This is a genomic window from Mucilaginibacter agri, from assembly GCF_009928685.1.
Lineage (GTDB): Bacteria > Bacteroidota > Bacteroidia > Sphingobacteriales > Sphingobacteriaceae > Mucilaginibacter > Mucilaginibacter agri.
Genome location: NZ_WWEO01000041.1, coordinates 359,754 through 386,273, shown reverse-complemented (window position 1 = coordinate 386,273; position 26,520 = coordinate 359,754). Strand labels below are relative to the sequence as shown.

The following is a 26,520-nucleotide window of genomic DNA, read 5'->3' as shown; positions in this document are numbered from 1 at the left end:
AGTACCCTGCCCGCGCTCCTGCAACAATGGGCTTGCGGTTAGGCTAATTCTATTTGCGGTGAACGGCCTGAAATACTCGGTGAAAAGTTTTTAGTTTTCCCTCAGGGTCCTCTCCGAGAGACGCTGAGTTTTAAACAGCGCAGGGTCCTCTATCGAGAGACCCTGCTGGAACATCAAAAAATATCATTAATCTTTATATCAAAATAACCTTTTTACTTTTAGCCTGTATATTTACCACATGGTTACCGAACAACTTTATGAGCTGTTTTTGCAGCACCCCGTAATTAGTACCGATACCCGCAAAATTGTACCGGGCAGCTTATTCTTTGCGCTTAAGGGCGATAATTTTGATGCCAACAGCTTTGCACAGCAGGCCATTGAGGCCGGCGCTGCCTACGCTATTATTGATAACGCTCATTATCGCTTAAGCGACCAATATATTTTGGTAGATGATGCGCTAACCCAACTTCAGGATCTTGCCCGCTACCACCGCAAGCAATTGCAGATTCCGGTTATTGGCCTTACTGGCACTAACGGTAAAACCACAACAAAAGAGCTGATCAAAGCCGTATTATCGCAGCGCTTTAATACTTACGCCACCCAAGGTAATCTGAACAATCATATTGGTGTTCCGTTGAGCATTCTGTCGGTTACCCCGGAACACGAAATGGCCGTAATTGAAATGGGCGCCAACCATCAGAAAGAAATTGAGATGCTTTGCACTATTTCGCAACCAACACACGGATTAATCACCAACGTCGGTAAAGCGCATCTAGAAGGATTTGGTGGAACCGAGGGAGTAAAAATTGCCAAGGGCGAACTGTACGATTATCTTAAGGCCAACAACAGAACGATATTTATTAACACCGACAGCCCGGTTTTAGCCGAAATGGCGGCTGCCCGGGATCTGCACGGAACCATTGGCTACGGCACTAAAAACGCAGGGAATTTAATCAGCGGCCACGTAACCAAAAACGCCCCTTACGTTTCTTTGGAGTGGATTAGCCCATCCGGAAAAAGTCACGAGGTCGACTCGCATTTAACGGGTGCTTACAACCTGGATAACATGCTCGTAGCTATCTGCATTGGCACTCATTTTAAAATGGAAGATGCAGAGATCAACGCCGGTATTGCCGGTTATCAGCCAACCAACAACCGTTCGCAAATTATGCAAACGGCCGATAATACGTTAATCTGCGATTACTACAACGCCAACCCGAGCAGCATGGCGGTGGCGATAGACAATATCAGCACCATGGATGCTAAAGACAAAGTTTTGGTTTTGGGTGATATGTTTGAACTAGGTGATGAGTCTGCCGCCGAGCATAAGGCCATTATTCAAAAAGCTATCGCCGCGCCGGTTAACCATCGCATATTTATAGGAAAGGCTTTTTTCGAACAGAAAAATGGATTTACTGCCGATTTTTATGAGACTACAGAGGAAGCTATTAATGCGCTGAAAGAAAATCCTATTAAACATGCTACGGTGTTAATCAAGGGTTCGCGAGGCATGGCTTTAGAGCGATTGACGCAGTTGTTTTAAGGATTGGGGCCTCTTACAGATTATCGAGGGTGTCCCACTGAGGCACTCGAAGTGTATCGCGTAGAGGCCAACCCACTATGTTTCGAGTGCCTCAACATGACACCCTAATTGATTAGTTATTGTCAGCAAAATGACTTTTAAGTAGGAGCATTGTAGTGCATTTGAATCCCTCTACGAAGGCACACGTTCTACAATTAATTATATACCAATCAGATATATAATTAATTTAGTCGAAAATGACTTTTAAGCAGGAACACAGTGGTGCATGTGGTGCTTTGCACCACGCACCACTTACTTAGCTCTTCAATACCAAATCCGCCACTTCTTCGCCAACCAAACTGCCCATGGCTACACCCATGCCATTGCATCGTACGGCACAAAAAACATTGGGTTCAAGTTCCTTAATTATAGGGCTAAGCTCTTCACCAAAACCCATAATGCCGCTCCACCAATAATCTATTTCAACATCTTGATTGGGCAGGATCATTTCGTGAAGATATTTTAGTAAGTGATTTTTGATTTGCTCGGTATTTCCGAAATCGATAGTTTCTTCGGCCTTAAAATTGAGGTTACGGCCACCGCCGAAAAGAATACGGCCATCTATGTTGCGGAAATAATAGTAGCCTTCGTTAAAATGGTAAGTGCCTTTCAGTTTTAAACCGTCTATAGGTTTGGTTACTAATACCTGGCCACGGCCTGGCACTACATCTAGATCAGAGTAAAGCTGTTTGGCGAAGGCATTGTTAGCTACGATAACCTTCTTTGCTCTGAAATTTCCCTGCGAGGTACTTAAACATATGTAATTATTGTTCGTTTCAATTCTATCAACCACACAATTATTCAGCACTAAAACTCCGGTCTCGTAAGCTCTGAGAAGGAGCGTGCGCATCATATATCCTGTATGGATCTGTCCTTCGTATTTATTAACCACCATTCGGTTAACTCCCTGAAAACCAAAGCCTGCAATTTTAGCATCCGCAACTGCATAAATGTCAGTATCACCAATAACTGTACTTAAAATTTTATTTAGGTACGAAATGTTGTCCGCAGCCATTTCCGCTTCCTGCTTTTCTTCGCGGGTAAATAACTCGTAACCGCCATTTTGCTCGTAGCGAATATTGGCATCTCCAAGATTTTTCCGCAGGCGTTGCAATCCCCGGTATTTGTAGTCAACCATGCGCAGCATCTCAACCTCCGACGAGCGACTGATATAAGCCAACTGCTCCGAAACGGTACCAAGACAGGCAAAACCCGCATTTTTTGTGCTTGCACCGCTTGGTAAAAAACCACGATCTAAAACTGTAACTTTAATAGCAGGTTGTTGCTGTTTCAGATGCAGTGCAGCACTTAGACCAACCAGTCCGCTGCCTATAATTAGCACACCGGCCTCGTCAATAAATGCGGTGCGTTCCCAATAAGAAAATGCCTGATCTGCGACTGTCATTTTTTAAAATGCGGAATACTTTTTGAATCACTTATTATAAACATATAAAGATGATACATTTCTCATTTATTACTGCATACATAGGCTACTCTTCTGCCTGGGTCTTGATGATCGGCGTGGCATTGGTGAGTTTTATTGTACAATCGCGTTTCAGGAACAAGTTTCAGAAATATGCTGAAGTGCCGCTTTCGTCTGGATTAACAGGTGCCGAAGTAGCTCAAAAGATGCTGCGCGATAACTACATTATGGATGTGCAGGTGATTTCTGTGGAAGGCCAACTAACCGACCATTACAACCCCGAAGATAAAACGGTAAACTTAAGCCCGGACGTATTTTACAGCCGAAGCGTGGCCGCTGCTGCTGTTGCAGCACACGAGTGTGGGCACGCGGTTCAACATGCCAAGGCTTACAGCTGGTTAAGTTTGCGCACAGCAATTGTGCCTGTAATTAGTGTGGCTTCCAAATTAGTACAATGGACGCTGATGATCGGTGTTATGCTGATGATTTTCTCCAACAGTCCCTATATATTAATGATAGGCATTGCGGCGCTGGCATTGGTTACCTTATTTAGCTTTATTACGCTGCCGGTTGAGTTTGATGCCAGTCAGCGTGCATTGGCTTGGCTAAACAATAACTATAGCGTAATGCAAACCAGCGAAGAGCACGAACAAGCTAAAGACGCCCTCTGGTGGGCCGCCATGACTTACGTTGTTGCAGCACTTGGTTCACTAGCCACACTGTTATATTACGTTTCGTTTTTAAATAACAGGCGCAATTAACCTATAGCTGCAATTAATTATATAAAATCCCTGGCCGATAATCCCGGTTGGGGATTTTTATTTTCCCCGTTTTTGGGCTACCTGGTGCGAAAACCGTATCAATTATTCCACAATTTTCTACACAAAAAACTACACAACTTAAGGGAATATGTATAAATGACTGAAATACAGCCATTTGGTTCAATTTTCAATTTTTGGAGTTTTTTTTGCCTTAACCGAAATCTCAAAAGAGAGATATTACGATAGGTTAAAACGTTATGAAAAAATTATTTACAATTTGTGCTTTGGCTTCTGTTGCAGCCTTTACATCATGTAAAAAAGACAACAATTCGGGAACAACTCCCGAAACAGGTTTAAACAAAATTGCTCCGGACGGTTTCAATTTTTCAACCACTAAAACTGTTAATTTAAATGTTAGCTTAAAAGACAATGTTGGTGGTGCCGTATCTGGCGTTATCGTTAGCGTTTATCTTCCAGGTAACACAGATGCTTCATCATCTATATTTAAAGGCGTTACCGATAAATCTGGTAACCTTACTGCAAAAGTAACTGTTGCTTCTTCAGTAGATAAATTAGTTATCGACCCTGCTTATGTAGGTTTAATGCGTAACGCGACTGCTGCGATTAACAATGGTTCAATAACGGCAGTTATTGGCGGTAAAGACGGCTATAGCGGCGATATTATTCCTGATGCCATTAATACTGTTGCGATTTCTGCAAACTCAACAAAAGCTGTAAATGGTACTACACAGGTAGATGTTGGTTACCCTACCGGTTACACATCTTCAAATGCATTTACCAGCCCAACCAATTTAGGCCGCCCAGCTTACCTTGAGGCTACAGGCGATGTTATCGATGCCTCTTTATTATCTTACATCAACGCATCATTGCCAGAAGGTAAATCAGTTCCGTCTACTCACCCTGAATATTTAGCATCAAGCGCGGTACATACCATAAACCTTACTGCAAAATCTGATGTATGGGTTACGTTCGTTGCAGAAGGTGCTGGCTACCAAAATACCCTGGCTTATTATACCTATAAAACAAGTAATCCTCCAAAACAGGTTACTAGTGGTACCAATTCTAACGGTATCGATAAGGTTACTTATATTTTCCCTAACGCATCTGGCTCGGGTTCGGGCGGCGGTTTAAAAGCTGGCGATAAAGTTAAATTAGGAACGTTTGATGCAGGTACATCAGTAGGCTTCATCTTGATTCAAAATGCATGGACCGGCAGTGGAGTTAACACCAGCAACCAGGCATTCTTTAGCCAGGACGACTTTAACCCAGAAAACACCAGCGCATTAAGAAAGCACAATGTGATGTTATATGATGATGTTCACAAGCTGTACCTATTCGGCTTTGAAGATCAAAACAGACAAAATGGTGGTTCTGATAACGACTTTAACGACTTAGTTATCTACGCTACTTCGAATCCTGTTACTGCAATCTCTAACAATGGCGTAGCTACAATTGATAAAGGTGGCGATACTGACGGCGATGGTGTTCCAGACGAATTAGATGCTTTCCCTAACGATGCTACTAAAGCTTACATCAGCTACTATCCATCAGCAAGCACTTATTCTACTTTGGCTTTCGAAGACAACTTCCCATCTAAAGGCGATTACGACCTGAACGACTTGTTAGTTAAATTCCGTTATACTTTCTACAGCAATGCTTCGAACGCAGTTGTTGAAATGAAAGGTGATTATACTATCGGTGCAGCAGGTGCTTCATTCCACAATGGTTTTGGTGTACAGTTACCAGTTGCTGCCTCTGCGGTATCATCTGTAACCGGTCAAAAATTCATCAGCAATTATATTACGCTTGCCTCTAACGGTGTTGAAGCCGGACAAACTAAAGCAGTTATTGTTCCTTTCGACAACCACGAAGCATTGATCAAAAATGCTGACGGTTCTTACCTGATCAATACGCTGACCAGCAAGGATAAAGTAACCAGCCAAACAGCTACTGTTGATGTAATGTTCAGCACTCCGGTTGCGGCTTCTACTTTAACTCCAACGGCATTCAATCCATTCCTGATCAGCAACCTGAGAAGGGGTTATGAAATTCACTTGCCAGGTTACCTGCCAACTGATAAAGCAGATACCAAACTGTTCGGTACTTATGATGATAACTCATCTGCATCTGCAAACCGTTACTACCTGAGCAAAGAGAACTGGCCATGGGCTATCGGCTTCACCGGCGACTTTGCATACCCTATAGAAGGTATTAACATTAACCAGGCTTATCCTCACTTTGCAGACTGGGCAAGTGGTGGCGGTGTTAGCTTCCTTGACTGGTACAGCAATACAGCTACAGGTTACCGCAATACAAGCAATATCTACAGCAAATAATTTTAACTATCTAATATATCCAGAAAGCCATCCTTTACCCGGGGTGGCTTTTCTTGTATTAAAGCACCTAAGGGTTTTTCACAAGAGAGCTATAACCCCAACAAACACTATAGACAAATTCTATAGCCTATCAAAACATTCAATTTAAGCCCTTGGGCTTTTTAGGCTATATTTGCAATACAATTAACAGATAATACATTATGATAACAATCGGTCAAAAATTCCCCGCTTTTAATAAAAAAGCTGTAGTTAGTATAGAAAAAGGTAAAGAGTTTGAAGATATTTCTTCTGACTATTTAGTTAATGACGATAACGTTTGGACTGTAATGTTCTGGTGGCCAAAAGATTTCACTTTTGTGTGCCCTACAGAAATTGCCGAGTTCAACAAAGCTTATGGCGAATTCCGCGACCGCGATGCACGCTTAATCGGTGCTTCTACAGATTCTGAGTTTGTTCACGCTGCATGGAGAAGAGATCACGACGATTTGCGCGATCTTAAATTCCCTATGTTAGCTGATACTTCAAAATCATTGGCTGAAGAGCTGGGTATTTTAGAGCCAACAGAAAAAATTGCTTACCGTGCTACTTTCATCGTTGATCCAACCGGTATCGTTCGTTGGGTTAGCGTTAACGATTTAAACGTTGGCCGTAACGTTAAAGAAGTTTTACGCGTACTGGACGGCTTACAAACCGACGAGCTTTGCCCTTGCAACTGGGAAAAAGGCCAGGAAACTCTAACTGTATAATTAACCCAATATGATCCCCGTGAGCAAACCTTACGGGGATTCTTATTTCCTGTCTACAAAAAAATTAAAAAAATGAGCGAAACTACCGAAGTAATCCAGGAACTGCTGGAAAGCGTAGCCTTAGATAAATCTTATCGTACCGAAGCCCTTACTTTGTTAGAGAATGGCGAATCGCGCTACGTACGTGACCTTAAATTGAATTTTAACAGCACTCTTACCTCTGAGCATCTTAGTACTAAAGAGTGCGCCCTGCTTGGCCTAAGCACCGCTGTTAACAACAACAATAAGGCACTTACAAACTACTATACGAAATATGCAGAAGAACAAGGCGCTACAGCGGCCGATATTGCCGAAGCTGTTGGCTGTGCTTCTTTACTGGCATCAAACAATATATTTTACCGTTTCAGACACTTCACTCAAAAAGAGAAGTACACACAAATACCTGCACGTATCCGCATGCAGTTAATGATGAAACCTGTAACAGGTAAAGAATTTTTTGAATTAATGAGCCTTGCCATTTCTGCTGTTAACGGCTGCGAAATGTGCGTTAATGCACACGAAGACTCTTTAATTAAATTAGGAACTACCGAAGAGCGCATCTTCGATGCGGTGCGAATTGCATCTTTAGTGACAGCCACAGGCAAGGTGGTTTATTAACACTTGTTAACAAAGCGCACGGCAAAGGCCTCTGTATATTCATACAGAGGCCTTTGCATTTTAATTACCTGTTAATAATTTTTTGTTTTTAACGGAATAAAATATTTAATTTTATAGAAGATTAAGCAACCTTCGTTTCCATTATACAAGTCGTGTGTGCTCGGGGGAAGACTATTTTTAATTGTATTTTTTTGATAAGCCGCTCAGAGGTCAACTGAGCGGCTTTTCTGTTTCTATACCTCGGTCGGTTTTTAACAAAAAATCCCGGCTACTTAGAGCAACCGGGATTTCGAAAATTTATTATCAATTTTTAGTGAGCATCTGCAACAGCCTTTAATTTCTTGAACGGCTGCAAGTACAGAAGCGGTATCGAGAACAGCATCACCAGGCCCGATAACCAATAAGCGTCATCATAAGTTAGCAGCAACGACTGCCGGGTTACAACGCCTTCCATGGCATGGTAGGCCATAGCTGTGGCATCCAGCATCGAACTTCCTTTTGCCATAAATGCATGTACGTAACCATTAAAACGCTCGGTGAAAGCCGGGTTGTATTGGTTAATGTTAACCAGCAGATTGTTTCTGTGTAAACCTTGACGAGTGTGGATGATGGTTGTTAATACCGCGATACCGAAAGAACCGCCTAACTGGCGCATCATATTATTTAAACCCGAACCCTGACCAATTTCTGCACCTTTAAGGTCGGCCATAGCCAATGTAGTTAAAGGTACAAATAGTAAGGCCATACCAACGCCGCGAATAAGCAATGGTATCAACACATCCTTTTCGCCGGTTGCCAGTGTAGAGTGGCTAAGCATATTGGTGAACACAAAGAACAAGAACATGCCTATTGTAGCCATAAACTGGGCAGGTATACCCTTGTTAAGCATTTTACCAATAAATGGCATCATGGCAATGGTACACAAACCACCAGGGAACAATAGCTCTCCTGTTTGCTGCGCATTAAAGCCTAACAAGTTCTGGCAAAATACCGGAAACACAAACACAGATCCATACAAGCCAAAGCCCAATATGAAAGATGTAAACATACCCACCGAAAAACTTCGGTGACGCATAATGCTAAAGTTTACAACAGGGTGATCCGTGCTTAACTCGCGCCATAAGAACAATAAGAACCCTATAACCGCTGCAATGGTAAGTACTAAGATGTAGGTTTTAGCAAACCAGTCTTCACTCTCACCTTTTTCTAATATTGTTTGTAAGCTACCTACAGTAATAGCCAGTAGGATAATACCCCACCAGTCTACCGGTTTACTCGTATCCTTAGGCGTATCTCGAATAAACGTTATAGTACAGAAGGCGGCCAATGCACCTACAGGAATGTTTACATAAAAAATCCATGGCCATGAGTAATTCTCTACGATCCAGCCACCAATGGTTGGGCCCACCGTAGGGCCTACTACCGCACCTAAACCAAATAAGGCAGTAGCGGTGCCTATCTGCTCACGCGGCCAGGTTTCTATCAGAATTGCCTGAGCGGTCGAAATCAAACCACCACCTGCAAAACCCTGCAATACCCTGAAAAGGATTAGCTCATCCATAGTATGCGCATTACCGCACAGGAATGATACGATGGTAAATACGATAATAGATGTCAGGAAGTATTGCTTACGCCCAAACCGGCTTCCCAGCCAGCCAGACATAGGTAATATAATAACGTTGGCAACCGCATACCCAGTCACCACCCAGGCTACGTCTTCGAGGGTAGCACCTAAGTTACCCTGTATGTGGGGTAGTGCTACGTTTACGATCGTGGTATCAATCAGCTCTAAAAGAGAAGCCGTGATAACGGTGATCGTAATGATCCATTTTTTAAAGCCGGTTTCAGCCATAGTTAATTGTAATTATTCTTTGATGTTAACAGAAACGTTTACACTCATGCCCGGACGCAGTTTATCCAAAGTAGCTTTGTCTGCGTTTAATTTAATTTTAACCGGTACACGTTGTACTACCTTCACAAAGTTACCGGTAGCGTTATCTGGTGGCAATAATGAAAACTTAGCACCTGTTGCAGGCGAAAAATTGTAAACAGTACCTTCAATTTTCATATCAGGGAACGCATCGACTTCTACATCTACTTTCTGACCATTTTTAATGTCAGTAAGCTGCGTTTCTTTAAAGTTTGCAGTAATGTAAAGGCTGTTATCATTAACAATAGAAAATAAGGTTTGACCTGCCTGAACTAACTGACCCAACTGAATGCTCTTTTTAGATGTTACGCCAGTAGCGGGTGCAGAGATAGTGGTGTATGATAATTGCAGTTTTGCAAAGTCAACATCAGCCTGACGTTGGTCTGCACTAGTATTGGTAACCTTTAACTGGTCGCGGGTTGTACCAATTTGCACTAATGCTGCATTGTATTGATCTTTTGCTGCCTGGTAGTTCGCTTTAGCAACATCTAAATCAGCTTTAGCCTGATCGTATTGTTGTTGGGTAATAGAACCGTCTTTTACCAGGTTTGCATAACGAGCGTAATCCTTTTGCGCTTTATCTAAATGCGCAGCAGTTGCCGCTACCTGAGCTTTATAGCTAGCAGAGTTAGCTGTAGATTGAAAAATTTGAGCCTGACCAACACCGATACTTGCACCAGCGCCCTTTTGCGCAGCAAATGCCTGCTCTAATTTTACTTTGTAATCGCGGTCGTCAATTTTAACTAACACCTGGTCTTTAGTAACGTGTTGGTTATCTTCAAAAGCAATGCTATCTACATAACCACCTACACGTGCAACAACCGGGCTGATATCGCCATCAATCTGTGCATCATCAGTATCAACGTGCTTGCTGAAGTATATATATTCTTTGATACCGAAAACGATACCTATCAGTAAAACAACACCTAATATGATAGGAACTACCTTATTTGGTTTCTTTTTTGTTTCTTGTACTTCTTGTTCCTGTGCCATTGTATTTCTTGAGTTTATTATTTGTTAAGTGTTCCGGTTGATTTAATTAAGTTATAATATGCAAGGCCGGCTTCGGCTTTGGCAAGCTCCAGGTTAATTTCTGCCTGGTATAACAATGCTTGCGCATCTACACGGTCGGTAACTGTACCGGTAGAGTTTTGATATTTCGATTCCTGTAACTTGTCGTTCTCAGTTGCCTGTGCAATTGATACCTGTAAAAGCGTGATCTTGTTAACTGCTGCAGCATAGTTCTGGTAGCTGCGGTTAACGTCGTCTTTCACGTTATCAATAGTGATGTTTTTGTTAATCACCACCTGGTCGCGTTGGATACGTGCTCCTGCTTCTTTGTTTTTATTAGTCCAAAGGGTACCGAAGTTCCATGAGAAAGATAAGCCTACGGTTAACGGAGTGATATATTTACCATCGGTAGGCAATGGGTTTCCGGCAACATCCAGGTAGTAAGCGGCAGCCGATGCCGATAATTTCGGCGACCTGTCTGCCCTGATACTTTTGATATTGGTTTCGGCAACTTGCGTGCGGATATCCAGCGTTTGCAGCTCCTTACGGTTAACCATCGCCGTGTCAAGGTAGTTTTGCAACGGAGAATTAACCATTGTTGGCGTGCTTAACTGATCGATGTTGATCTGGGTATCTTCTGGCAAGCCTAATAAAACGTTAAGGTTGTAGTTAACTATCTTACGGTTCGATTCCAGATCGATACCGTTAAGTTCGATGTTTGAGCGTTGTAATTTGAAACGCAGTACATCGTTTTTGGTTACCAAACCTTGTTCAAAAAAGCGTTGAGATTGGTGGATCTGCTGATCTACCGAAGTAATGTTTTGTGCAACCACCTTTTTGCTTTGCAATATGCGGTACAGGTTGTAGTATTCATTGATAATGCTAATAGCAATTTCGTCCTTGTCTTTTTCCGAATCAAGTTTGGCAACTTTTACCAGCAAATCTGTTGATTGCTGTGCCAGGCGTAATTTACCGCCGCCCCAAATCAATTCGTTGGCAGATACGGTACCAATGTACGCGTTAGCACCAGTAGGAAGTGCAAAAGAGCTCTCGCCAAATGCAAGGGTGTGCGCAGGGATTTGAGCGCGTGTATACGCCAAGCTTGAGCTTGCAGTAGGCAGGGCCTTGTCCTTTTCTTGTTTCAATTCAGACACGGCCTGATCTATCTTAGCTTGCGACAGTTTTAAAGTTTTACTGTTGGCAAGGCCTAGTTTAAGGGCCTCATCTAAAGTAAGGGTTCTGTCTTGTGCAAAGGCAGCCGTAAAAGTTAGCAGGGTAAATGCTGCCAGCGCCAAGCCATACCGGCCTAACGCTTTAAATTTAAGGTTGATGAGTTTATTTATTTGTGTGATCATGTTCTATTACTAAATAAGGTTTTAATAATGCCTTAAGGAAATTTTTAAGTCGGGGTTTAAATATATTGTTGAGGGCCTCTTCGTCTTTTATATCAAAGCCAAACATTACCGACGATACATATGGCGTATTCATAATATAATTTTTAACCCCGTACATGGTTGCCGTTACCATTTGCACGTCTACATCTTTTCTAAATTCGCCGCTGTCGATTCCCGATTGCACGATCTTGAAAAATTCGCTTACGTTGATCATCAAAATTTTGTTGATGTTATCTGTCAGCTCGCCCCGCTTGCCCATGCTCAACTCTTGATAAAGCATTTTTTGGAAGCAGTTATTGCTGAAGATCCGCTCAACATACATTTCGATGTACTTTTCTATTTTTTCCCAGGCGGTTGTATGCTCATCGCTGTTAATATCAACCAACAGGGTTTTAAATGTGGCAATGCGGCGTTCGAAAATTGCGAGGAAAAGCCCTTCTTTCGAGCCGAAGTAGTAATTAAGCATGGCCATATTTACACCAGCTTCGCCAGATATCATACGCGTCGAAGCTCCGTCGAACCCTACTTCAGAAAATACCCTTTCGGCTACATCCAAAATATGGTCTTTCTTATCTATCTTCTCTTTATCCATTTTTAATTCGGCACAAAATTAATCAAACGATTGATTAATTCAGAATGGATTTGTCTGTTATGTGTAAAGTATTAGCTGGCTATCAATAATTTTTAATCGGTTGATTAACTTTAATTTATACTATTAGCAACAGATTTTGTTTTTCTTTGTGGCAATAAAATTTAGCGCCCCCATATCTTCGATACATAATAATGAAACGTTTTATATCTCTTCTTACTTTATTATTAAGCTTACAACAAGTTTTTGCCCAAACTGCACCCGCATCTAGCATAGCCAATGTTGAACAAGACCTTAAAAAATTAAATGTTTTAGGCAGTGTTTTATATGTTGCCGCACACCCCGACGATGAGAACACACGGCTACTAGCTTACCTCGCCCAGGAGCGCCATTACCGCACCGGTTACTTATCGCTCACCCGCGGCGATGGTGGCCAAAACCTAATCGGTACGGAGCAAGCCGAACTACTGGGCGCTATCCGCACGCAAGAATTATTAGCCGCCCGCCGCACAGATGGTGCCGAGCAGTTTTTTAGCCGCGCTAACGACTTTGGGTTTTCCAAAGGACCTGATGAAACCTTAAAGATCTGGGATCGGGAAAAAGTATTGAGCGATGTAGTTTGGGTGATCCGTAATTTCAGACCCGATGTGATGATCTGCCGCTTCCCAACAACGGGAGAGGGCGGCCATGGCCACCATACATCATCTGCTATTTTGGCGCAGGAGGCATTTACCGCTGCTGCCGATCCCAAACGTTTTCCGGAACAGTTAAAATATGTACAGCCATGGCAGGTTAAACGATTGTTGTGGAACACTTTTAATTTCGGCTCAGTAAATACCACCGACCCAAGCCAGCTTAAATTGGATGTAGGTGGCTATAACCCTTACCTCGGCAAAAGCTACGGCGAAATAGCCGCCGAAAGCCGTTCTAATCATAAAACACAAGGCTTTGGTTCGGCTCGTCAAAGAGGCCAGGCGTTTGAATACTTCAAAACCATTTTGGGTGATGCCCCGCAGACTGATCTGATGGATGGTATTAACACAGGCTGGAAACGCGTACCTGGAGGTAACGAAATTGAAGCTAACCTATCGGTGATCAGTAAAACTTTCGATGCAGCCAATCCACAGCACTCAGTTGCGCCACTGGTTAAGTTATTGGGTATGGTCGAAAAAGTATCAGATGTTTACTGGAGAAATCAAAAAGCCACCCAGCTTAAAAATCTAATTGCCGAATGTGCAGGGCTGTGGTTCGAGAGCTATTGCAATGCACCGGCCTATGCTAAAGGTGATAATGTTGATGTAAGCACCCAGATGATCGTTCGTTCGGATGCGCCGGTAACTTTAACTTCTGTTAGTTACAAAGGAGATGCCGACAAAGCAGATGGCCACGAGAACCTGGCGCCCAACATTTTAAAAACCGTTAATCAAAACATTAAAGCCACCGAGCTTACCCAACCTTACTGGTTAAAATATCCACACGGCATGGCTATGTATAACACAGGCTACCTGGATTCGATAGGTAATGAAGCGCAAAAAACTTTGCCGCAAAACATTCCGCCAGCTATGCAAGCGGTATTTACTATCGCAGGCAAACCAATTACCTATAACGTGCCGATACAATATAAATACGTAGACCCCGCACGCGGCGAAATTTATCAGCCGATTATTGTTGCACCAGTGGTTACGGCCAACATTGTAAGCAAGGATTATATTTTTAACACCACGCAGCCGCAAAGCGTACAGGTTAAACTTAAAGCCTTTACCAAAGCAAGCGGAAGTATCAGCCTTAAACCGGTTAACGGGTGGAAGGTTAGTCCTCAAAGCATTGCGTTTAGCGATAAAAACAAAGGCGATGAATGGACCGCGGTATTTACCGTGAGTCCTGCCGATGGGCCAATTACCAGTATACTGGAAGCAGTGGTTAATGCCAATGGCGAAAAAAGCTCATTAGGCTTTGAGCAGATTCACTACGAACACATTCCAACCATCACGTTATTTCCACCGGCACAGGCTAAGCTGGTGAATATAGACCTTAAAACGGCGGGTAAAAAGATAGGTTATATTGCAGGCGCAGGCGATTTAGTGCCTGATGCATTACAGCAGATAGGATATGAGGTGCACCAATTAACCGAAAATGAAATTGTTAATGACGATCTGTCGAAATACGATGCCATTGTAACCGGCGTACGAGCTTACAACGTAAACCAACGTTTGGCCTTTGAACAACCACGGTTAATGGAATACGTTAAAAATGGCGGAAATCTGGTTGTGCAATACAATAACAACGTTGGGGTGTTAGTAAATCCGGGACCCTATCCCTTCAGTGTAGTTAACCAGCGTGTAACTGACGAAAACGCTGCGGTTACGTTTGCCGAGCCATCTAGCCCCTTATTAAATTACCCGAATAAGATCACTTCAAAAGATTTTGATGGCTGGATACAGGAGCGGGGCTTATACTTTGCTACTAATATAGATGCCAAATACAGCGCACCGCTACTGATGAATGACCCTGGCGAAGCACCTAACAAAGGCTCATTAATTACAACAGATTATGGTAAAGGCAGGTTTGTTTATACCTCGCTAGCTTTCTTTAGAGAGTTGCCAGCAGGGGTACCGGGGGCTTATCGTTTGTTTATAAACTTATTGAGTAACCCAAAAAAGTAAAAAACTCGTTATTTATATCGCAAACGTATTGCTACAGAAATTTTTATGCACTACTTTTGCCCACACTACTTTTAAAAGTTATGACACAACACGAAGAAGAAAAAAATTTCAACTATATCTATTATGTAGTTGCCATGATAAGCGGCATGTTTGTAGGCGCTATTATTGAAAGAGGAGTGATCTACATTTTAGTTGGCGCTATTTTAGGCTTACTAACTGCGGGTTTGTTCCTTAAAACTCTTGCTAAAAGCAGCCACGACTAATTCGCGCTTTGCGTCTTTAATTTAAATCCACGATTGCTGCTCGCAATCAAACAATACAAAAAAGGTATGCTGTATCAGCATACCTTTTTTATTCCCGGCTCTCTTGCCTGTTAGCTTTTTGCCTGAGCAATTACCGCTTCATTTAAACGTACATACTCGTCGCTTTTGTCGGCTTTGGCAAGGGTCACACCTTGGGTGGCAGTAGCAATGGCGCCTGCTTTATCGCCCATTTTTAACTGGATGCGTGCCTTCCATACATTATAATAATAAGCCTTCGGATCGGTTTTCATCACTTCATTCATCCAGCCTAGCGCTTTGCTTAAATCCTTGTTGTTCTCATAATAGTATTGTGCAGCAGCAAAATATGGCTTCTTTTCGCCTTTCATGGCTTCATCTATGCTTGCCATAACACGGGCGTCAATATCCGTTGTTAGGTGCATAGTTACGGCAGTATGCTCCCAGGCAAAGCCAAGTTCGCAGGTGGTAGGCTTAACGTTTGTAAACTGCATGGTAAAGGTTTCTACCAGATCTTTAACAGCCGTTGGCTTCACGGTAAAACGCAAAACATCATCGGCCTGTTTATATTGATATGCGCCCCATTGTTTAGCAGTTTTATTTAAGATAATGGTCCATTCATTTTTACCCGGAATGCTGAACAGGCCATATTCGCCGGCGGGTACTTTATTACCTTCTATGGTTACGTCGTCACTAAATTTAATCACGGTTGCATAGTTAGCACCGGTGCGCCATACTTCGCCGTAAGGCTGTAGGGTGCCTTCGCCAAATATTTTACGGCCCTTAACATCCGGACGGGAGTAGGTGACGGTAACCGTACCCAACCCAAACTCTTGAGTAATCGTTTGCGCCGAACTAGCTTGTGGCATTTTAAACCCCTGTGCATAGGTTTGCAGCGAGCAGCATACAGCCACCAGCAGCATCAGGTATAATTTTTTCATGTTTGTAAAGTTTTATAATTGCTTAAACGAAGATATAAATTCCCCCCAACCCCCTAAAGGGTGAGCAGGAGATAATTTTGCTAAATAAAAAGGCCCAATAATTAGAGCCTTTTTATTTATGTTGTCACTCCCCCTTAGAGGGTCGGGGGGGGGGTTAAAGCACCTTAAAGCCAACCGTCAGAGCCCACATATTCTGGCGTTGGTCATAATCATTATTTACCTTGGTAAGGCCACCTTCATATCTCAAATCAAGAGTAAATGCTGCAACATCAATTCCGATACCGCCTTGGTACCCAAAGATGTTGTTTTTATATTTGGTGAAATCCTGATAAATGAAATCTATATTGTCGGACAGGTTTTTGTCTTTATCCAACACTGCGGTGTAAACCGGGCCAGCCATAATACGGAAATTGAGATTTCGCGGACCGAATGATTTACCTACCAGCAGCGGAATGCTAAGGTTAGTAAAACGCACACTACCCTGTTCGCTGTTTACAGATGGGCTGCTGCTGCCGACTTCAGGAAAGTCAAATTTACCGCCGCCGCTGCCGATATAAATCTCTGGTTGAAAAAAGAGACCGTTGCCTGCACGCATAAATACACCTGCTTGATATCCGGTTATTGGCGACTCCTTAAGATTACTCGTATTGAGTTTAGAAGTATTTACGCCACCTTTTATTCCTAATATAAATTGAGCGTGCGAGGTAAAAGTAATAGCAGTTATAAATAATATACTTAGCAGATGTTTTTTCATTGTTGATATTTTGCTTTAGGTGGTGTTTTTAAATAAAGGCGCAATATGATTAACTCTTTGAACGATAGCAAGCGCTATTTTTATATTTTTGTTTGAAATTTAGAATACAAAACTATGTCAGCTATAAGCATTTCTAACACCGACTGGAAAAGAGTTAAAATTAAACTGAAGCGCAAATATAATCATCTTACCGACGAACAGCTGCAATATAATGCCGGCGAAGAAGATCAATTGATTAGCCGTCTGGCCGATCTGGTTAATCGCGATAAAGAATATGTAATATTCACGTTAAAAAAGGCGTTAGTTAACATCGATAATAACCGACTGTAAAATTTAGTGATTAACTTTATCGTTAATCATTTATAATCTTTTAATTTTCAGGCAATGACGCAGAAAAACGTTTACCGAAAACTTGGTATTACTACCGCCACACTTCTGCTCGCTGTGCTGGTATGGAGCTTTAATGAAGACCTGTTTCAAATATCCAAAAATCTGGATGTTTTTGCATCGGTATACAAAGAGGTTAACATCAATTATGTAGATGATGTCAATTCGGCCAAACTGGTTAAAACCGGCGTTGATGCCATGTTAGACGGCTTAGACCCCTACACAGAGTTTGTGCCCGAATCTGAAATTGAAGATTATAAACTTAAATATGTAAGCACACAATACGGTGGCATTGGCGCTAGCATATTTAATCGCGATAAGAAGGTTTTTATATCCGACGTTTTCAGCGGTTTCCCTGCGCAAAAAGCCGATATCCGCCCCGGCGACCAGCTACTTAAGATTAACGATATCGACCTTACCGGAAAAACCAACGACCAGGTAAGCCAACTGTTAAAAGGCACCAAAGGTGCTGCTGTTAAGCTTTTAACCAAACGCGACGATGCTGCCCCTGTTGAAAAGAGCCTCATCCGCGATGAAATTAAACAGCCTAACGTAACCTATTACGGCATGGTTAGCGGAAATATGGGTTACATTAAACTGGATAAGTTTTTAGAAAACTCGGCCGATGAGGTAACCAATGCGCTGGTTTCCATTAAAAAGAATAATCCGCAAGGCATTATCCTTGATCTGCGCTCTAACGGTGGGGGTATATTACAGGAAGCGGTGAAAATAGTTAACCTATTTGTGCAGAAGGATGTAGAGATCGTTTCGCAAAAAGGAAAGATTAAAGAGAAAAATTTTACCTACCGCACCGTAAGCGCCCCTTTAGAACCTAATTTGCCTTTAGTAGTATTGGTAAACAGCCGCTCGGCGTCGGCATCGGAGATCGTTGCAGGTTCATTACAAGATCTGGACAGGGCCGTGATTATCGGACAGCGCAGCTATGGCAAAGGTTTGGTTCAACAAACATTCACTTTGCCTTACAACAGCTTAGTTAAGATCACCATTGCCAAGTACTTTATTCCATCGGGTCGTTGTGTGCAAGCTTTAGATTATACCCACCGCAAGGATGATGGTAGCGTTAATAAAATGGCTGACTCATCGTTGCACGAATACAAAACCAAGAACGGCCGTTCCGTATATGATGGCAGCGGCGTTTATCCGGATATTATGATCAAGCAGGAGCGTTTTGCCAACATTACGCAAGCGCTGGTAGGCAAGCTGATGATATTTGATTACGCCACTAAATACCGCAACACCCATTCAAAAATAAGTGATGCTTTATCATACAAAATGAGCGACGACGATTATAACGATTTCGTGAAATTTTTGGCGGGTAAAGATTACAGCTATAACACCAACAGTGAGCGTTTGCTTACTTCGTTAAAAACAGAAGCCACTAAAGAGAAACAGTTTAACGAAATACAAGGCGAGTATGACATTCTGAAGAACAAGCTGATGGCCAGCAAAAAGAACGACCTGCAAATCCACAAGGAAGAAATTGAGCAGGTGCTGGAAAACGAAATTGCCTCACGCTATTACAACGAAAGAGGCCGTTATGAGGTGAACTTTAAATACGATAAAGAACTTGCCCAGGCCGTTAAAACCATGCAAGACAAAAATCAGCTTGCTGCCGTATTAAAAGGCACCGGAGAGTACAAGGTTATCGGGAAACCTCAGCTTGCCGCCATGGCGCTTAAAAAGACCGATAAAGATAAAGGCATAGACGATAGCGATCAATAAGATCTCTTTTAACAAAACAAGAAAGGCGCTTTGTAAATAAAGCGCCTTTCTTGTTTATTTTACCTGCGTAGCTTATAAATTTTGTCATTTCGACGATAGGAGAAATCTTCTACCTCATGTCTACGAGTAAAAGGCAATTGCATACCCTTAAACAGCAGAAGATTTCTCCTATCGTCGAAATGACACGCCGGGTATTAATATTTAGAAACCTATAAATACTGGGTTCGCAAAAAAAGGCTTCCCGATAACCGGAAAGCCTTTAAGTTTTATCATGTATAACTGATTAGGTCAGTTTACGTTTAACTTCTACGTTTTCGTAAGCTTCTACAATGTCGCCCACTTCAATGTTGTTAAAGTTCTGGATGTTTAAACCACACTCGTAACCTGCGTTAACCTCTTTAACGTCGTCTTTGTAACGTTTCAGGGAAGCAAGTTCGCCTGTGTAGATAACCACACCGTCGCGAATAATACGGATCTTACTGTTACGGTTAATTTTACCATCTAACACCATACAACCCGCAATGGTACCAACCTTGCTGATCTTGAAGGTTTCGCGGATCTCAACGTTAGCAACGATCTTCTCTTCGTAAGTAGGGGCAAGCATACCTTCCATCGCCGCCTTGATCTCGTTGATCGCATCGTAGATGATAGAGTATAACCTGATATCGATTTGCTCCTGCTCGGCCAGTTTACGTGCACCAGCTGACGGACGAACCTGGAAGCCGATGATGATCGCATCTGAAGCAGACGCCAACAATACATCAGATTCTGAGATCTGACCAACACCTTTAGAGATAATGTTAACCTGGATCTGATCAGTAGATTGTTTCAATAACGAATCTGATAACGCTTCGATAGAACCATCCACGTCACCCTTAACAATAATGTTAAGTTCCTTGAAGTTACCGATAGCCAAACGACGGCCGATCTCATCAAGCGTGATGTGTTTCTGGGTACGTAAGCCTTGCTCGCGTTGTAATTGTAAACGTTTGTTAGCAATTTCACGTGCTTCAACTTCGCTTTCTAACGCGTTGAATTTATCACCCGCAGTAGGCGCGCCCTGCATACCCAAAACCTGTACCGGTCCGGATGGGCCAACCTCATCGATACGTGCGCCGCGTTCATTAAATAACGCTTTTACACGCCCGCTGTAGCAACCCGCTAAAATGGGATCTCCTACGCGTAATGTACCTGCCTGTACTAATACAGTAGTTACAATACCACGGCCTTTATCTAATGCTGCCTCAATAACAGTACCTACGGCACGTTTATTCGGGTTAGCTTTAAGTTCTAACAATTCTGCTTCAAGCAATACCTTTTCCAGTAACAGGTCTACATTTAAACCGGTTTTGGCAGATATCTCCTGGGTTTGATATTTACCACCCCATTCTTCAACCAAAATATTCATGGCCGATAATTGCTCACGCACTTTATCTGCGTTAGCACCCGGTCTGTCCATTTTGTTGAATGCGAAGATAATAGGTGCACCCGCAGCCTGGGCGTGGTTAATAGCCTCTTTAGTTTGCGGCATCACGCTATCGTCAGCAGCGATAACAATAATAACAATATCCGTTACCTGCGCACCACGGGCACGCATAGCGGTAAACGCTTCGTGACCTGGTGTATCCAGGAAGGTGATCTTGCCTTTATCGTTTGGCAGTTTTACCTCGTAAGCACCAATGTGCTGGGTTATACCACCCGCTTCACCGCCAATTACGTTGGTTTTGCGAATAAAATCGAGCAATGATGTTTTACCGTGGTCAACGTGACCCATGATGGTCACAATTGGCGAACGCGGAATCAAATCTTCCGGTGCATCTGGTTCGTCCAGATCCCACTCTTCATCCTCCGGTTTCACAAAGTCAACCTGGTAACCAAACTCTTCGGCCACAATGGTCAAAGTTTCGGCATCAAGCCTTTGGTTGATCGATACGAACATACCTAAGCTCATACAGGTGGAGATGATCTGGGTTACACCCACATCCATCATCGAAGCTAACTCGTTTGCTGTAACAAACTCGGTTACCTTCAATACCTTTGATTGTGCTTCGCGTTCTAATGCTTCCTCTTCCGCGTTGGCAGCAACGTCATCACGTTTCTGGCGACGGAATTTAGCACGTTGCGCAAATTTACCAGATTTACCTGCACCACTTAAACGGGCAAGCGTTGCTTTGATCTGATCTTGTATTTCTTTTTCTGTAGGTTCTTCTTTAGGGCCGGTGCTTGGTGCAGCATTACGGTTAAAGCCTCCACCCGGACGGTTGTTGCCACCTGGGCGATTATTAAATCCACCCGGACGGTTACCGCCACCCTGGTGCGGGCCGCGTTGCTGGTTATTACCAGGTCCGCCCTGGCCACCTTGCTGGTTACCCTGACCCTGTTGAGGGTTTTGGCCCGGCGGCGTATCCTTGCGTTTACGCTTACGGCGCTGATCTGCAGCATTAGTGTTTGACGACGATGCTACTGGCCCGTTGTTGCGTTTAGGTGGGTTTACCGGTAAGGTAATACGGCCTACAATATTTGGTCCGCTAAGGCGGTCGGCCTTAGCTCTTATTACTTCATCTTCCGGTGCTGCGGCTGGCGCTGCTGGAGCAGCTGGTGCTGCAGGCGGAGGTGTTTGTGCGGTCGGTGCAGCTGCTGGCTTAGCTTCAGGCGTTGGTGCGGCTGCAACAGGTGCCGGTGGTGTTACCGGTGCAGCTGGTGCCGGTGCTGGCTTAGCAACAGGAGGTTCAACAGCAGCTGGTGCTGGCGTTGGTTTAACTTCCGGTGCCGGCGCGGCAGCAGCAGGCGCAGGCGTTTCCTTCACAGGGGCAGCCACTTCAACCGGTTTTGATTCCGGTTGTGCTTTAACCTCAGGTTGCGCAGGTGCCTCTTCCTTAACTTCTGCGCGGCTATTTTTGCCGCTCAGATCGTTAAGATCAATTTTACCAATTACCTTAACACCGGGTAAAGAACCCTCGGTGCGGTCGGCAGCCGGCTCTGGCTGTACCTTCGGTTTTTCTGCAGATGGGGCAGGAGAGAAATTACCGGCATTTTTGATCAGTATTTCCTCTGGTTCAAAGTCTTTTGAACGCGTCTGCGGCTCCGCATGCTTTTCAGGGACAAAGCCTGGCTCGTCGCGGCGTATTTTGCCGATATTGATTTGCTTGGCTTCTTCCTTGATGATTTTGTCAGCGCCAAATTGCTTTAACAGGGTAGTGTACATATCGCTGTCGAGTTTGTAGTTCGGCTGCTTCTCTACTTTGAAGCCTTTTGAACCCAAAAACTCTACGATGGTACCAATACCAATGTTCAGTTCTTTAGCTGCTTTAAATAATTTTATCGATTTGTCTTCTGACATTTATTATAACTTTCTCTGTGCTATTTATGCAAAAATACGATTTTTAATTCTGCTTAACGATTTTATTCAAATTCGGCATTCAGAATAGATAAAACCTCTTTCACTGTTTCTTCTTCAAGATCAGTACGTTTAACCAATTCACCCACAGTAAGCGCCAATACAGATTTTGCAGTGTCTAAACCAATACGTTTAAACTCGTCTAGTATCCAGCTCTCAATTTCGTCTGAAAACTCTTCGATATCCACATCCTCTTCGTGCTCATCTGCTTCGCGGTAAACATCAATTTCATAACCTGTCAATTTACCTGCCAGTTTAATATTGTGTCCACCACGGCCAATTGCCAATGATACCTGATCCGGTTTTAAATAAACTGCGGCTGTTTTTTTCTCATCATCTAATTTAATAGAAGTGATTTTAGCAGGCGATAACGCACGCTGAATGTATAGCTGCAGGTTATTTGTATAGTTAATTACGTCTATGTTCTCATTCTTCAACTCACGAACGATACCATGAATACGCGAACCTTTCATACCTACGCAGGCACCAACCGGGTCTATACGGTCGTCATAAGATTCAACAGCAACCTTAGCTCTTTCACCCGGCTCGCGAACAATCTTTTTAATGGTGATCAAACCATCAAAAATCTCCGGTACTTCCAATTCAAATAAACGCTGTAAAAACTCTGGTGCAGTACGGCTAATGATGATCTTAGGATTACTGTTCATCATATCCACCTTGCTAACAACCGCTTTTACGTTGTCGCCTTTTTTGAAATAATCGGCAGGGATCTGCTCAGATTTCGGCAATAACAACTCGTTGCCTTCATCATCAAGCACCAAAGTTTCTTTTTTCCAAACCTGGTAAACCTCACCGGTAACAATCTCGCCTACGCGGTCTTTATATTTTTTGAAGATCTCGTCTTTCTCCAGTTCTAAAATTTTAGAAACCAGCGTTTGGCGCGCAGCTAAAATAGCACGACGGCCAAAACTTTCTAACGTGATCTGCTCTACATATTCATCACCAACTTCAAGGTCGGCATCAATTGTTTTGGCCTCTGCCTCTTCAATTTCCAGGTCATCATCTTCTGAGAAACCATCTTCAACCACTGCACGGGTGCGCCAAATCTCCAAGTCACCATTGTCTGTATTAACAATAACGTCGCAGTTTTCGTCCGTACCGTATTTCTTTCTGATCATGCTTCTGAAAACATCTTCCAGAACGCTCATCATGGTAGGGCGGTCAATGTTCTTGAAATCTTTAAATTCCTGAAAAGAATCAATTAAATTAATACTGGTTGTGCTCATCTTATTTAAATGATATTAAAACCTTTGTTTCTGTTATCTGATCGAACGGAATTACTGTTTCCGCTTCTTCAGCTTTTTTACCTTTAATTTTTATTTGTTCTGTTATCGTTATTTTATCAGCGTCAACAGCGGTTAGTTTACCTTCTTTTTTAGTCCCGTCGGCCAGTTTAAGCCCAACGCTACGACCAATATTTTTTACGTACTGGCGGTTTAACTTTAAAGGGGTATCTATACCCGGCGACGAAACCTCAAGATTATATGGGGTATCTATCACGTTTTCTTCCTCCAGTTGGAAGCCAACATAACGGCTAACCTGTGCGCAGGCATCAATGCCAGCTCCCTTATCACCATCAAGCAATATGATTAAATTGCCATTGGCGTGCATTTTCACATCAACTAAAAAAACTTCGGGTAGCTCGGCTAATTTTTCCTCCACCAGTTCGGTAACCCGTTTCTCAATATTCGCCATCGTAACGTTTAACTGATAAAACCAAAAAGAGGGGGCAATGTGCCCCCTCTTTTCAGATAATGCAAATATAATAACTTTTATTTGATTTTCAAGTAGTTTAAGGTGTAAAAGTGCATTCTGTGTACTGCGGGGTGCTATGTTTCCATTTACCTTTAAGCAAAGTCCACACATTGCTATCATCGTGCAGGCGATAGTAGCGTGCAAAATATCGGCTATGTTGCCGAAATGGGGTGTCTGCCAAAAAAACAAGCGTACTATCTTTAAGCTGGTACCTGCCTGGCTGGGGCTGCTGAAAGTCTTTCATATCCGAATCTGCCGGCATACGATAAACGGGCAGAATGGCCTGCCACTGAGCTGTAGTAAGGCTATCCTGCTGCAAATTTGCCAGCGCATTATAATCGACGTTGTTAAAGCCGATGGCGTTAGCCCCCATCACCTTCACGCCAAATGCTTGCTGATTGTCCTTTTTTACACATCCGCAACAAATTAAACACAATAACCAGACAGTTTTTTTCATATTTGGAAACAGCTACAAGATAAGCATTACCTACCATGAAATTGATACGACACGGGCAAGCCGGGCAAGAGAAACCCGGTGTGATTATAGATAATATCAAATACGATGTTTCGGCGTACGTAAATGATTACAACGAAGCTTTTTTTACTAACCATGGCATGGAGCAGCTAAGTGCACTAATTGCCAAAAAGAAACACAAACTTACCCCAATAGCCGACGATGTGCGTTTAGGCAGCCCTACCAGGCCGTCGAAAATAGTTTGCATTGGCCTTAATTATACAGACCATGCGATAGAGGTGGGCGCACCGATTCCGTCCGAACCGGTTATCTTTATCAAAAGCAATACGGCATTAAATGGACCGGATGATGAGATCATCATACCAAAAGGCTCCGAAAAAACAGATTGGGAATGCGAACTGGCAGTAGTTATTGGCAAAAAGGCTACTTACGTTGATGAGGCAGACATTGCAGATTATATAGCAGGCTACGTGCTGCACAATGATGTATCAGAACGCGCTTTTATGTTTGAGCGAAACGGCACCTGGGATAAGGGTAAAGGCTGCGATACCTTTGCACCAATGGGGCCATTTATAGCTACGCCAGATGAAGTAGACGATATCAACAATCTACGCGTATGGCTAAACTTAAACGGCAAGCCAATGCAAAATGGCAACACCGACGATATGATCTTTAAACCCCATTACCTCGTATCATATATCACGCAGTTTATGACGCTTTTACCCGGAGATATTGTATCAACCGGAACCCCGGCCGGATCGGGAATCGGACTAAAACCACCTGTATTTTTGAAAGAAGGCGATGTTGTTGAGCTAGGCATAGATGGACTTGGCTCGCAAAGGCAAACCGTGAAAGCGTATACAAGCATGTAATTTAAAAGCGATATCCGCCACCAAGCTGCACACTCGATGGTGACAACCAAACATCAGTTGGCATAAATTTATAGGCAAGTCCTATGGTAGCACGCTTAATATTTACAGCCGCGTTGAACCCAACATTATCGAAAGGCAAGCCGGAAATGTATTGTTTCTGGCCAGGGGTATTATTAAGGCCAACTTTAAATGCCAGTGACACCTTGGGTGATACTTTTGCCAAAGCCTCGGTAAAAATGCCGTAGGTAAATAAATCTGTTTTGCGATAAAAAGTATAGTTCTCCGTATTGATTCCCCTTTGCCTGAAAGCAGCATAATCGCCAAACTCCTTGGTGTAAACCAGGTCGAGGCCGATTAAATGCCAGTCGATCTTGTCACCTATAATATAGGGAGATATAGAGAAGTTGGTCCCAAAGCCATAAAAGCTCTTATCAAACCCGTCGGGATTATTTTCCTGATGTCCGTAATAATTGCCCGCAAATCCTAAAACCCCGTAACTGATACTTAATTTAGGATCTTTTAAAGTGTAGGATTGGTAAACGTTCAACAATCCCGCGTCTCCACTTTCGCTAATATTGCCCATGTTGAAGTTTCCTATAAACGCACCCGATGCATAGGTGCCATGCCGCACCGAATCACTTGAATGGGGCTTAGTCATATACTGTACATCATTTTGGAACATGGCAGATGGAAAATAGTGCTTAGCGCACGAAGAAAACATAAGCAGCAGGGCTGCAGCAATAAGGTAAGGTTTCATCAAAAAGTTTAATATCAGGTGTTCGAA

At 43.0% G+C, this 26,520-nt stretch carries 22 protein-coding genes; 10 read left to right on the top strand and 12 right to left on the bottom strand.

Annotated features, from left to right (window positions below; genetic code table 11):
* The first annotated feature begins 238 nt into the window (after nt 1-238).
* Nucleotides 239-1,543: a UDP-N-acetylmuramoyl-tripeptide--D-alanyl-D-alanine ligase gene (locus tag GSY63_RS09050; protein ID WP_166585467.1), complete on the top strand. Its 1,305-nt coding sequence runs from the start codon at nt 239-241 to the stop codon at nt 1,541-1,543.
* 295 nt (nt 1,544-1,838) lie between these two features.
* Here GSY63_RS09050 and GSY63_RS09045 read toward each other — a convergent pair whose 3' ends face one another.
* Nucleotides 1,839-2,987, bottom strand: coding sequence for an NAD(P)/FAD-dependent oxidoreductase (locus tag GSY63_RS09045; protein ID WP_166585466.1), 1,149 nt, complete (start codon nt 2,985-2,987; stop codon nt 1,839-1,841).
* A gap of 50 nt (nt 2,988-3,037) precedes the next feature.
* Here GSY63_RS09045 and GSY63_RS09040 point away from each other — a divergent pair, with 50 nt between their 5' ends.
* From GSY63_RS09040 to GSY63_RS09025, 4 genes are all read left to right on the top strand, one after another.
* Nucleotides 3,038-3,766, top strand: coding sequence for a zinc metallopeptidase (locus GSY63_RS09040; RefSeq protein ID WP_166585465.1), 729 nt, complete (start codon nt 3,038-3,040; stop codon nt 3,764-3,766).
* Between the two features lie 257 nt (nt 3,767-4,023).
* Nucleotides 4,024-6,123, top strand: a complete 2,100-nt coding sequence (locus tag GSY63_RS09035; protein WP_166585464.1) for an LruC domain-containing protein — start codon at nt 4,024-4,026, stop codon at nt 6,121-6,123.
* A gap of 200 nt (nt 6,124-6,323) precedes the next feature.
* Nucleotides 6,324-6,869: a peroxiredoxin gene (locus GSY63_RS09030; RefSeq protein ID WP_166585463.1), complete on the top strand. Its 546-nt coding sequence runs from the start codon at nt 6,324-6,326 to the stop codon at nt 6,867-6,869.
* Nucleotides 6,870-6,941: 72 nt separating this feature from the next.
* Nucleotides 6,942-7,526: a carboxymuconolactone decarboxylase family protein gene (locus tag GSY63_RS09025; protein ID WP_166585462.1), complete on the top strand. Its 585-nt coding sequence runs from the start codon at nt 6,942-6,944 to the stop codon at nt 7,524-7,526.
* Between the two features lie 310 nt (nt 7,527-7,836).
* Here the strand turns inward: GSY63_RS09025 and GSY63_RS09020 are convergent, their stop codons facing one another.
* Genes GSY63_RS09020 through GSY63_RS09005 form a run of 4 tightly spaced genes read right to left on the bottom strand, consistent with a single transcriptional unit; the run spans nt 7,837 to nt 12,453 of the window.
* Entirely contained in the window at nt 7,837-9,378 is a 1,542-nt protein-coding gene (locus GSY63_RS09020; protein WP_166585461.1) for a DHA2 family efflux MFS transporter permease subunit, read from the bottom strand.
* Between the two features lie 12 nt (nt 9,379-9,390).
* Nucleotides 9,391-10,449 (bottom strand): HlyD family secretion protein, encoded by a 1,059-nt coding sequence (locus tag GSY63_RS09015; RefSeq protein WP_166585460.1) that lies wholly within the window; start codon nt 10,447-10,449, stop codon nt 9,391-9,393.
* Nucleotides 10,450-10,466: 17 nt separating this feature from the next.
* Nucleotides 10,467-11,822: a TolC family protein gene (locus GSY63_RS09010; RefSeq protein ID WP_166585459.1), complete on the bottom strand. Its 1,356-nt coding sequence runs from the start codon at nt 11,820-11,822 to the stop codon at nt 10,467-10,469.
* Nucleotides 11,803-12,453 (bottom strand): TetR/AcrR family transcriptional regulator, encoded by a 651-nt coding sequence (locus tag GSY63_RS09005; protein ID WP_166585458.1) that lies wholly within the window; start codon nt 12,451-12,453, stop codon nt 11,803-11,805. Before GSY63_RS09005 ends, GSY63_RS09010 begins: the two co-directional genes overlap by 20 nt.
* Before the next feature lie 191 nt (nt 12,454-12,644).
* On the opposite strand from GSY63_RS09005, the gene GSY63_RS09000 reads away from it, so the two are divergent.
* Both GSY63_RS09000 and GSY63_RS08995 read left to right on the top strand, forming a co-directional pair.
* The gene (locus GSY63_RS09000) at nt 12,645-15,113 is read left to right on the top strand and encodes a PIG-L family deacetylase (protein ID WP_166585457.1); all 2,469 of its coding nucleotides are present in this window, start codon (nt 12,645-12,647) and stop codon (nt 15,111-15,113) included.
* An 80-nt stretch (nt 15,114-15,193) separates the two neighbouring features.
* On the top strand, nt 15,194-15,376 hold the full coding sequence (locus GSY63_RS08995; protein WP_166585456.1) for a hypothetical protein: 183 nt from the start codon (nt 15,194-15,196) through the stop codon (nt 15,374-15,376).
* 110 nt (nt 15,377-15,486) lie between these two features.
* Here GSY63_RS08995 and GSY63_RS08990 read toward each other — a convergent pair whose 3' ends face one another.
* Together GSY63_RS08990 and GSY63_RS08985 are read right to left on the bottom strand one after the other, a co-directional pair.
* Entirely contained in the window at nt 15,487-16,332 is an 846-nt protein-coding gene (locus GSY63_RS08990) for a DUF2911 domain-containing protein (protein ID WP_166585455.1), read from the bottom strand.
* A 154-nt stretch (nt 16,333-16,486) separates the two neighbouring features.
* Entirely contained in the window at nt 16,487-17,086 is a 600-nt protein-coding gene (locus GSY63_RS08985; RefSeq protein ID WP_166585454.1) for a porin family protein, read from the bottom strand.
* A 114-nt stretch (nt 17,087-17,200) separates the two neighbouring features.
* Between GSY63_RS08985 and GSY63_RS08980 the strand changes: the two genes are divergently transcribed.
* Nucleotides 17,201-17,416 carry a hypothetical protein gene (locus GSY63_RS08980; protein ID WP_166585453.1) on the top strand — a complete coding sequence of 72 codons (216 nt, stop codon included), beginning with the start codon at nt 17,201-17,203 and terminating at the stop codon, nt 17,414-17,416.
* A gap of 54 nt (nt 17,417-17,470) precedes the next feature.
* Entirely contained in the window at nt 17,471-19,216 is a 1,746-nt protein-coding gene (locus GSY63_RS08975; RefSeq protein ID WP_166585452.1) for a S41 family peptidase, read from the top strand.
* Nucleotides 19,217-19,499: 283 nt separating this feature from the next.
* Here GSY63_RS08975 and infB read toward each other — a convergent pair whose 3' ends face one another.
* From infB to GSY63_RS08955, 4 genes are all read right to left on the bottom strand, one after another.
* Nucleotides 19,500-22,556, bottom strand: coding sequence for a translation initiation factor IF-2 (gene infB, locus GSY63_RS08970; RefSeq protein WP_166585451.1), 3,057 nt, complete (start codon nt 22,554-22,556; stop codon nt 19,500-19,502).
* A 62-nt stretch (nt 22,557-22,618) separates the two neighbouring features.
* Entirely contained in the window at nt 22,619-23,860 is a 1,242-nt protein-coding gene (gene nusA, locus GSY63_RS08965; protein ID WP_166585450.1) for a transcription termination factor NusA, read from the bottom strand.
* A gap of 1 nt (nt 23,861) precedes the next feature.
* Nucleotides 23,862-24,329, bottom strand: coding sequence for a ribosome assembly cofactor RimP (gene rimP / locus GSY63_RS08960; protein ID WP_166585449.1), 468 nt, complete (start codon nt 24,327-24,329; stop codon nt 23,862-23,864).
* A 97-nt stretch (nt 24,330-24,426) separates the two neighbouring features.
* Entirely contained in the window at nt 24,427-24,846 is a 420-nt protein-coding gene (locus GSY63_RS08955; RefSeq protein WP_166585448.1) for a hypothetical protein, read from the bottom strand.
* Nucleotides 24,847-24,881: 35 nt separating this feature from the next.
* On the opposite strand from GSY63_RS08955, the gene GSY63_RS08950 reads away from it, so the two are divergent.
* Entirely contained in the window at nt 24,882-25,736 is an 855-nt protein-coding gene (locus tag GSY63_RS08950) for a fumarylacetoacetate hydrolase family protein (RefSeq protein WP_166585447.1), read from the top strand.
* Nucleotide 25,737: 1 nt separating this feature from the next.
* Here the strand turns inward: GSY63_RS08950 and GSY63_RS08945 are convergent, their stop codons facing one another.
* Nucleotides 25,738-26,493 carry a hypothetical protein gene (locus GSY63_RS08945; protein ID WP_166585446.1) on the bottom strand — a complete coding sequence of 252 codons (756 nt, stop codon included), beginning with the start codon at nt 26,491-26,493 and terminating at the stop codon, nt 25,738-25,740.
* Between the last annotated feature and the right edge of the window lie 27 nt (nt 26,494-26,520).

Coding starts and splice junctions, on each gene's coding strand:
- GSY63_RS09050 (WP_166585467.1), top strand. CDS start 239: ATGGTTACCGAACAACTTTATGAGCTGTTTTTGCAGCACCCCGTAATT.
- GSY63_RS09045 (WP_166585466.1), bottom strand. CDS start 2,987: ATGACAGTCGCAGATCAGGCATTTTCTTATTGGGAACGCACCGCATTT.
- GSY63_RS09040 (WP_166585465.1), top strand. CDS start 3,038: ATGATACATTTCTCATTTATTACTGCATACATAGGCTACTCTTCTGCC.
- GSY63_RS09035 (WP_166585464.1), top strand. CDS start 4,024: ATGAAAAAATTATTTACAATTTGTGCTTTGGCTTCTGTTGCAGCCTTT.
- GSY63_RS09030 (WP_166585463.1), top strand. CDS start 6,324: ATGATAACAATCGGTCAAAAATTCCCCGCTTTTAATAAAAAAGCTGTA.
- GSY63_RS09025 (WP_166585462.1), top strand. CDS start 6,942: ATGAGCGAAACTACCGAAGTAATCCAGGAACTGCTGGAAAGCGTAGCC.
- GSY63_RS09020 (WP_166585461.1), bottom strand. CDS start 9,378: ATGGCTGAAACCGGCTTTAAAAAATGGATCATTACGATCACCGTTATC.
- GSY63_RS09015 (WP_166585460.1), bottom strand. CDS start 10,449: ATGGCACAGGAACAAGAAGTACAAGAAACAAAAAAGAAACCAAATAAG.
- GSY63_RS09010 (WP_166585459.1), bottom strand. CDS start 11,822: ATGATCACACAAATAAATAAACTCATCAACCTTAAATTTAAAGCGTTA.
- GSY63_RS09005 (WP_166585458.1), bottom strand. CDS start 12,453: ATGGATAAAGAGAAGATAGATAAGAAAGACCATATTTTGGATGTAGCC.
- GSY63_RS09000 (WP_166585457.1), top strand. CDS start 12,645: ATGAAACGTTTTATATCTCTTCTTACTTTATTATTAAGCTTACAACAA.
- GSY63_RS08995 (WP_166585456.1), top strand. CDS start 15,194: ATGACACAACACGAAGAAGAAAAAAATTTCAACTATATCTATTATGTA.
- GSY63_RS08990 (WP_166585455.1), bottom strand. CDS start 16,332: ATGAAAAAATTATACCTGATGCTGCTGGTGGCTGTATGCTGCTCGCTG.
- GSY63_RS08985 (WP_166585454.1), bottom strand. CDS start 17,086: ATGAAAAAACATCTGCTAAGTATATTATTTATAACTGCTATTACTTTT.
- GSY63_RS08980 (WP_166585453.1), top strand. CDS start 17,201: ATGTCAGCTATAAGCATTTCTAACACCGACTGGAAAAGAGTTAAAATT.
- GSY63_RS08975 (WP_166585452.1), top strand. CDS start 17,471: ATGACGCAGAAAAACGTTTACCGAAAACTTGGTATTACTACCGCCACA.
- infB (WP_166585451.1), bottom strand. CDS start 22,556: ATGTCAGAAGACAAATCGATAAAATTATTTAAAGCAGCTAAAGAACTG.
- nusA (WP_166585450.1), bottom strand. CDS start 23,860: ATGAGCACAACCAGTATTAATTTAATTGATTCTTTTCAGGAATTTAAA.
- rimP (WP_166585449.1), bottom strand. CDS start 24,329: ATGGCGAATATTGAGAAACGGGTTACCGAACTGGTGGAGGAAAAATTA.
- GSY63_RS08955 (WP_166585448.1), bottom strand. CDS start 24,846: ATGAAAAAAACTGTCTGGTTATTGTGTTTAATTTGTTGCGGATGTGTA.
- GSY63_RS08950 (WP_166585447.1), top strand. CDS start 24,882: ATGAAATTGATACGACACGGGCAAGCCGGGCAAGAGAAACCCGGTGTG.
- GSY63_RS08945 (WP_166585446.1), bottom strand. CDS start 26,493: ATGAAACCTTACCTTATTGCTGCAGCCCTGCTGCTTATGTTTTCTTCG.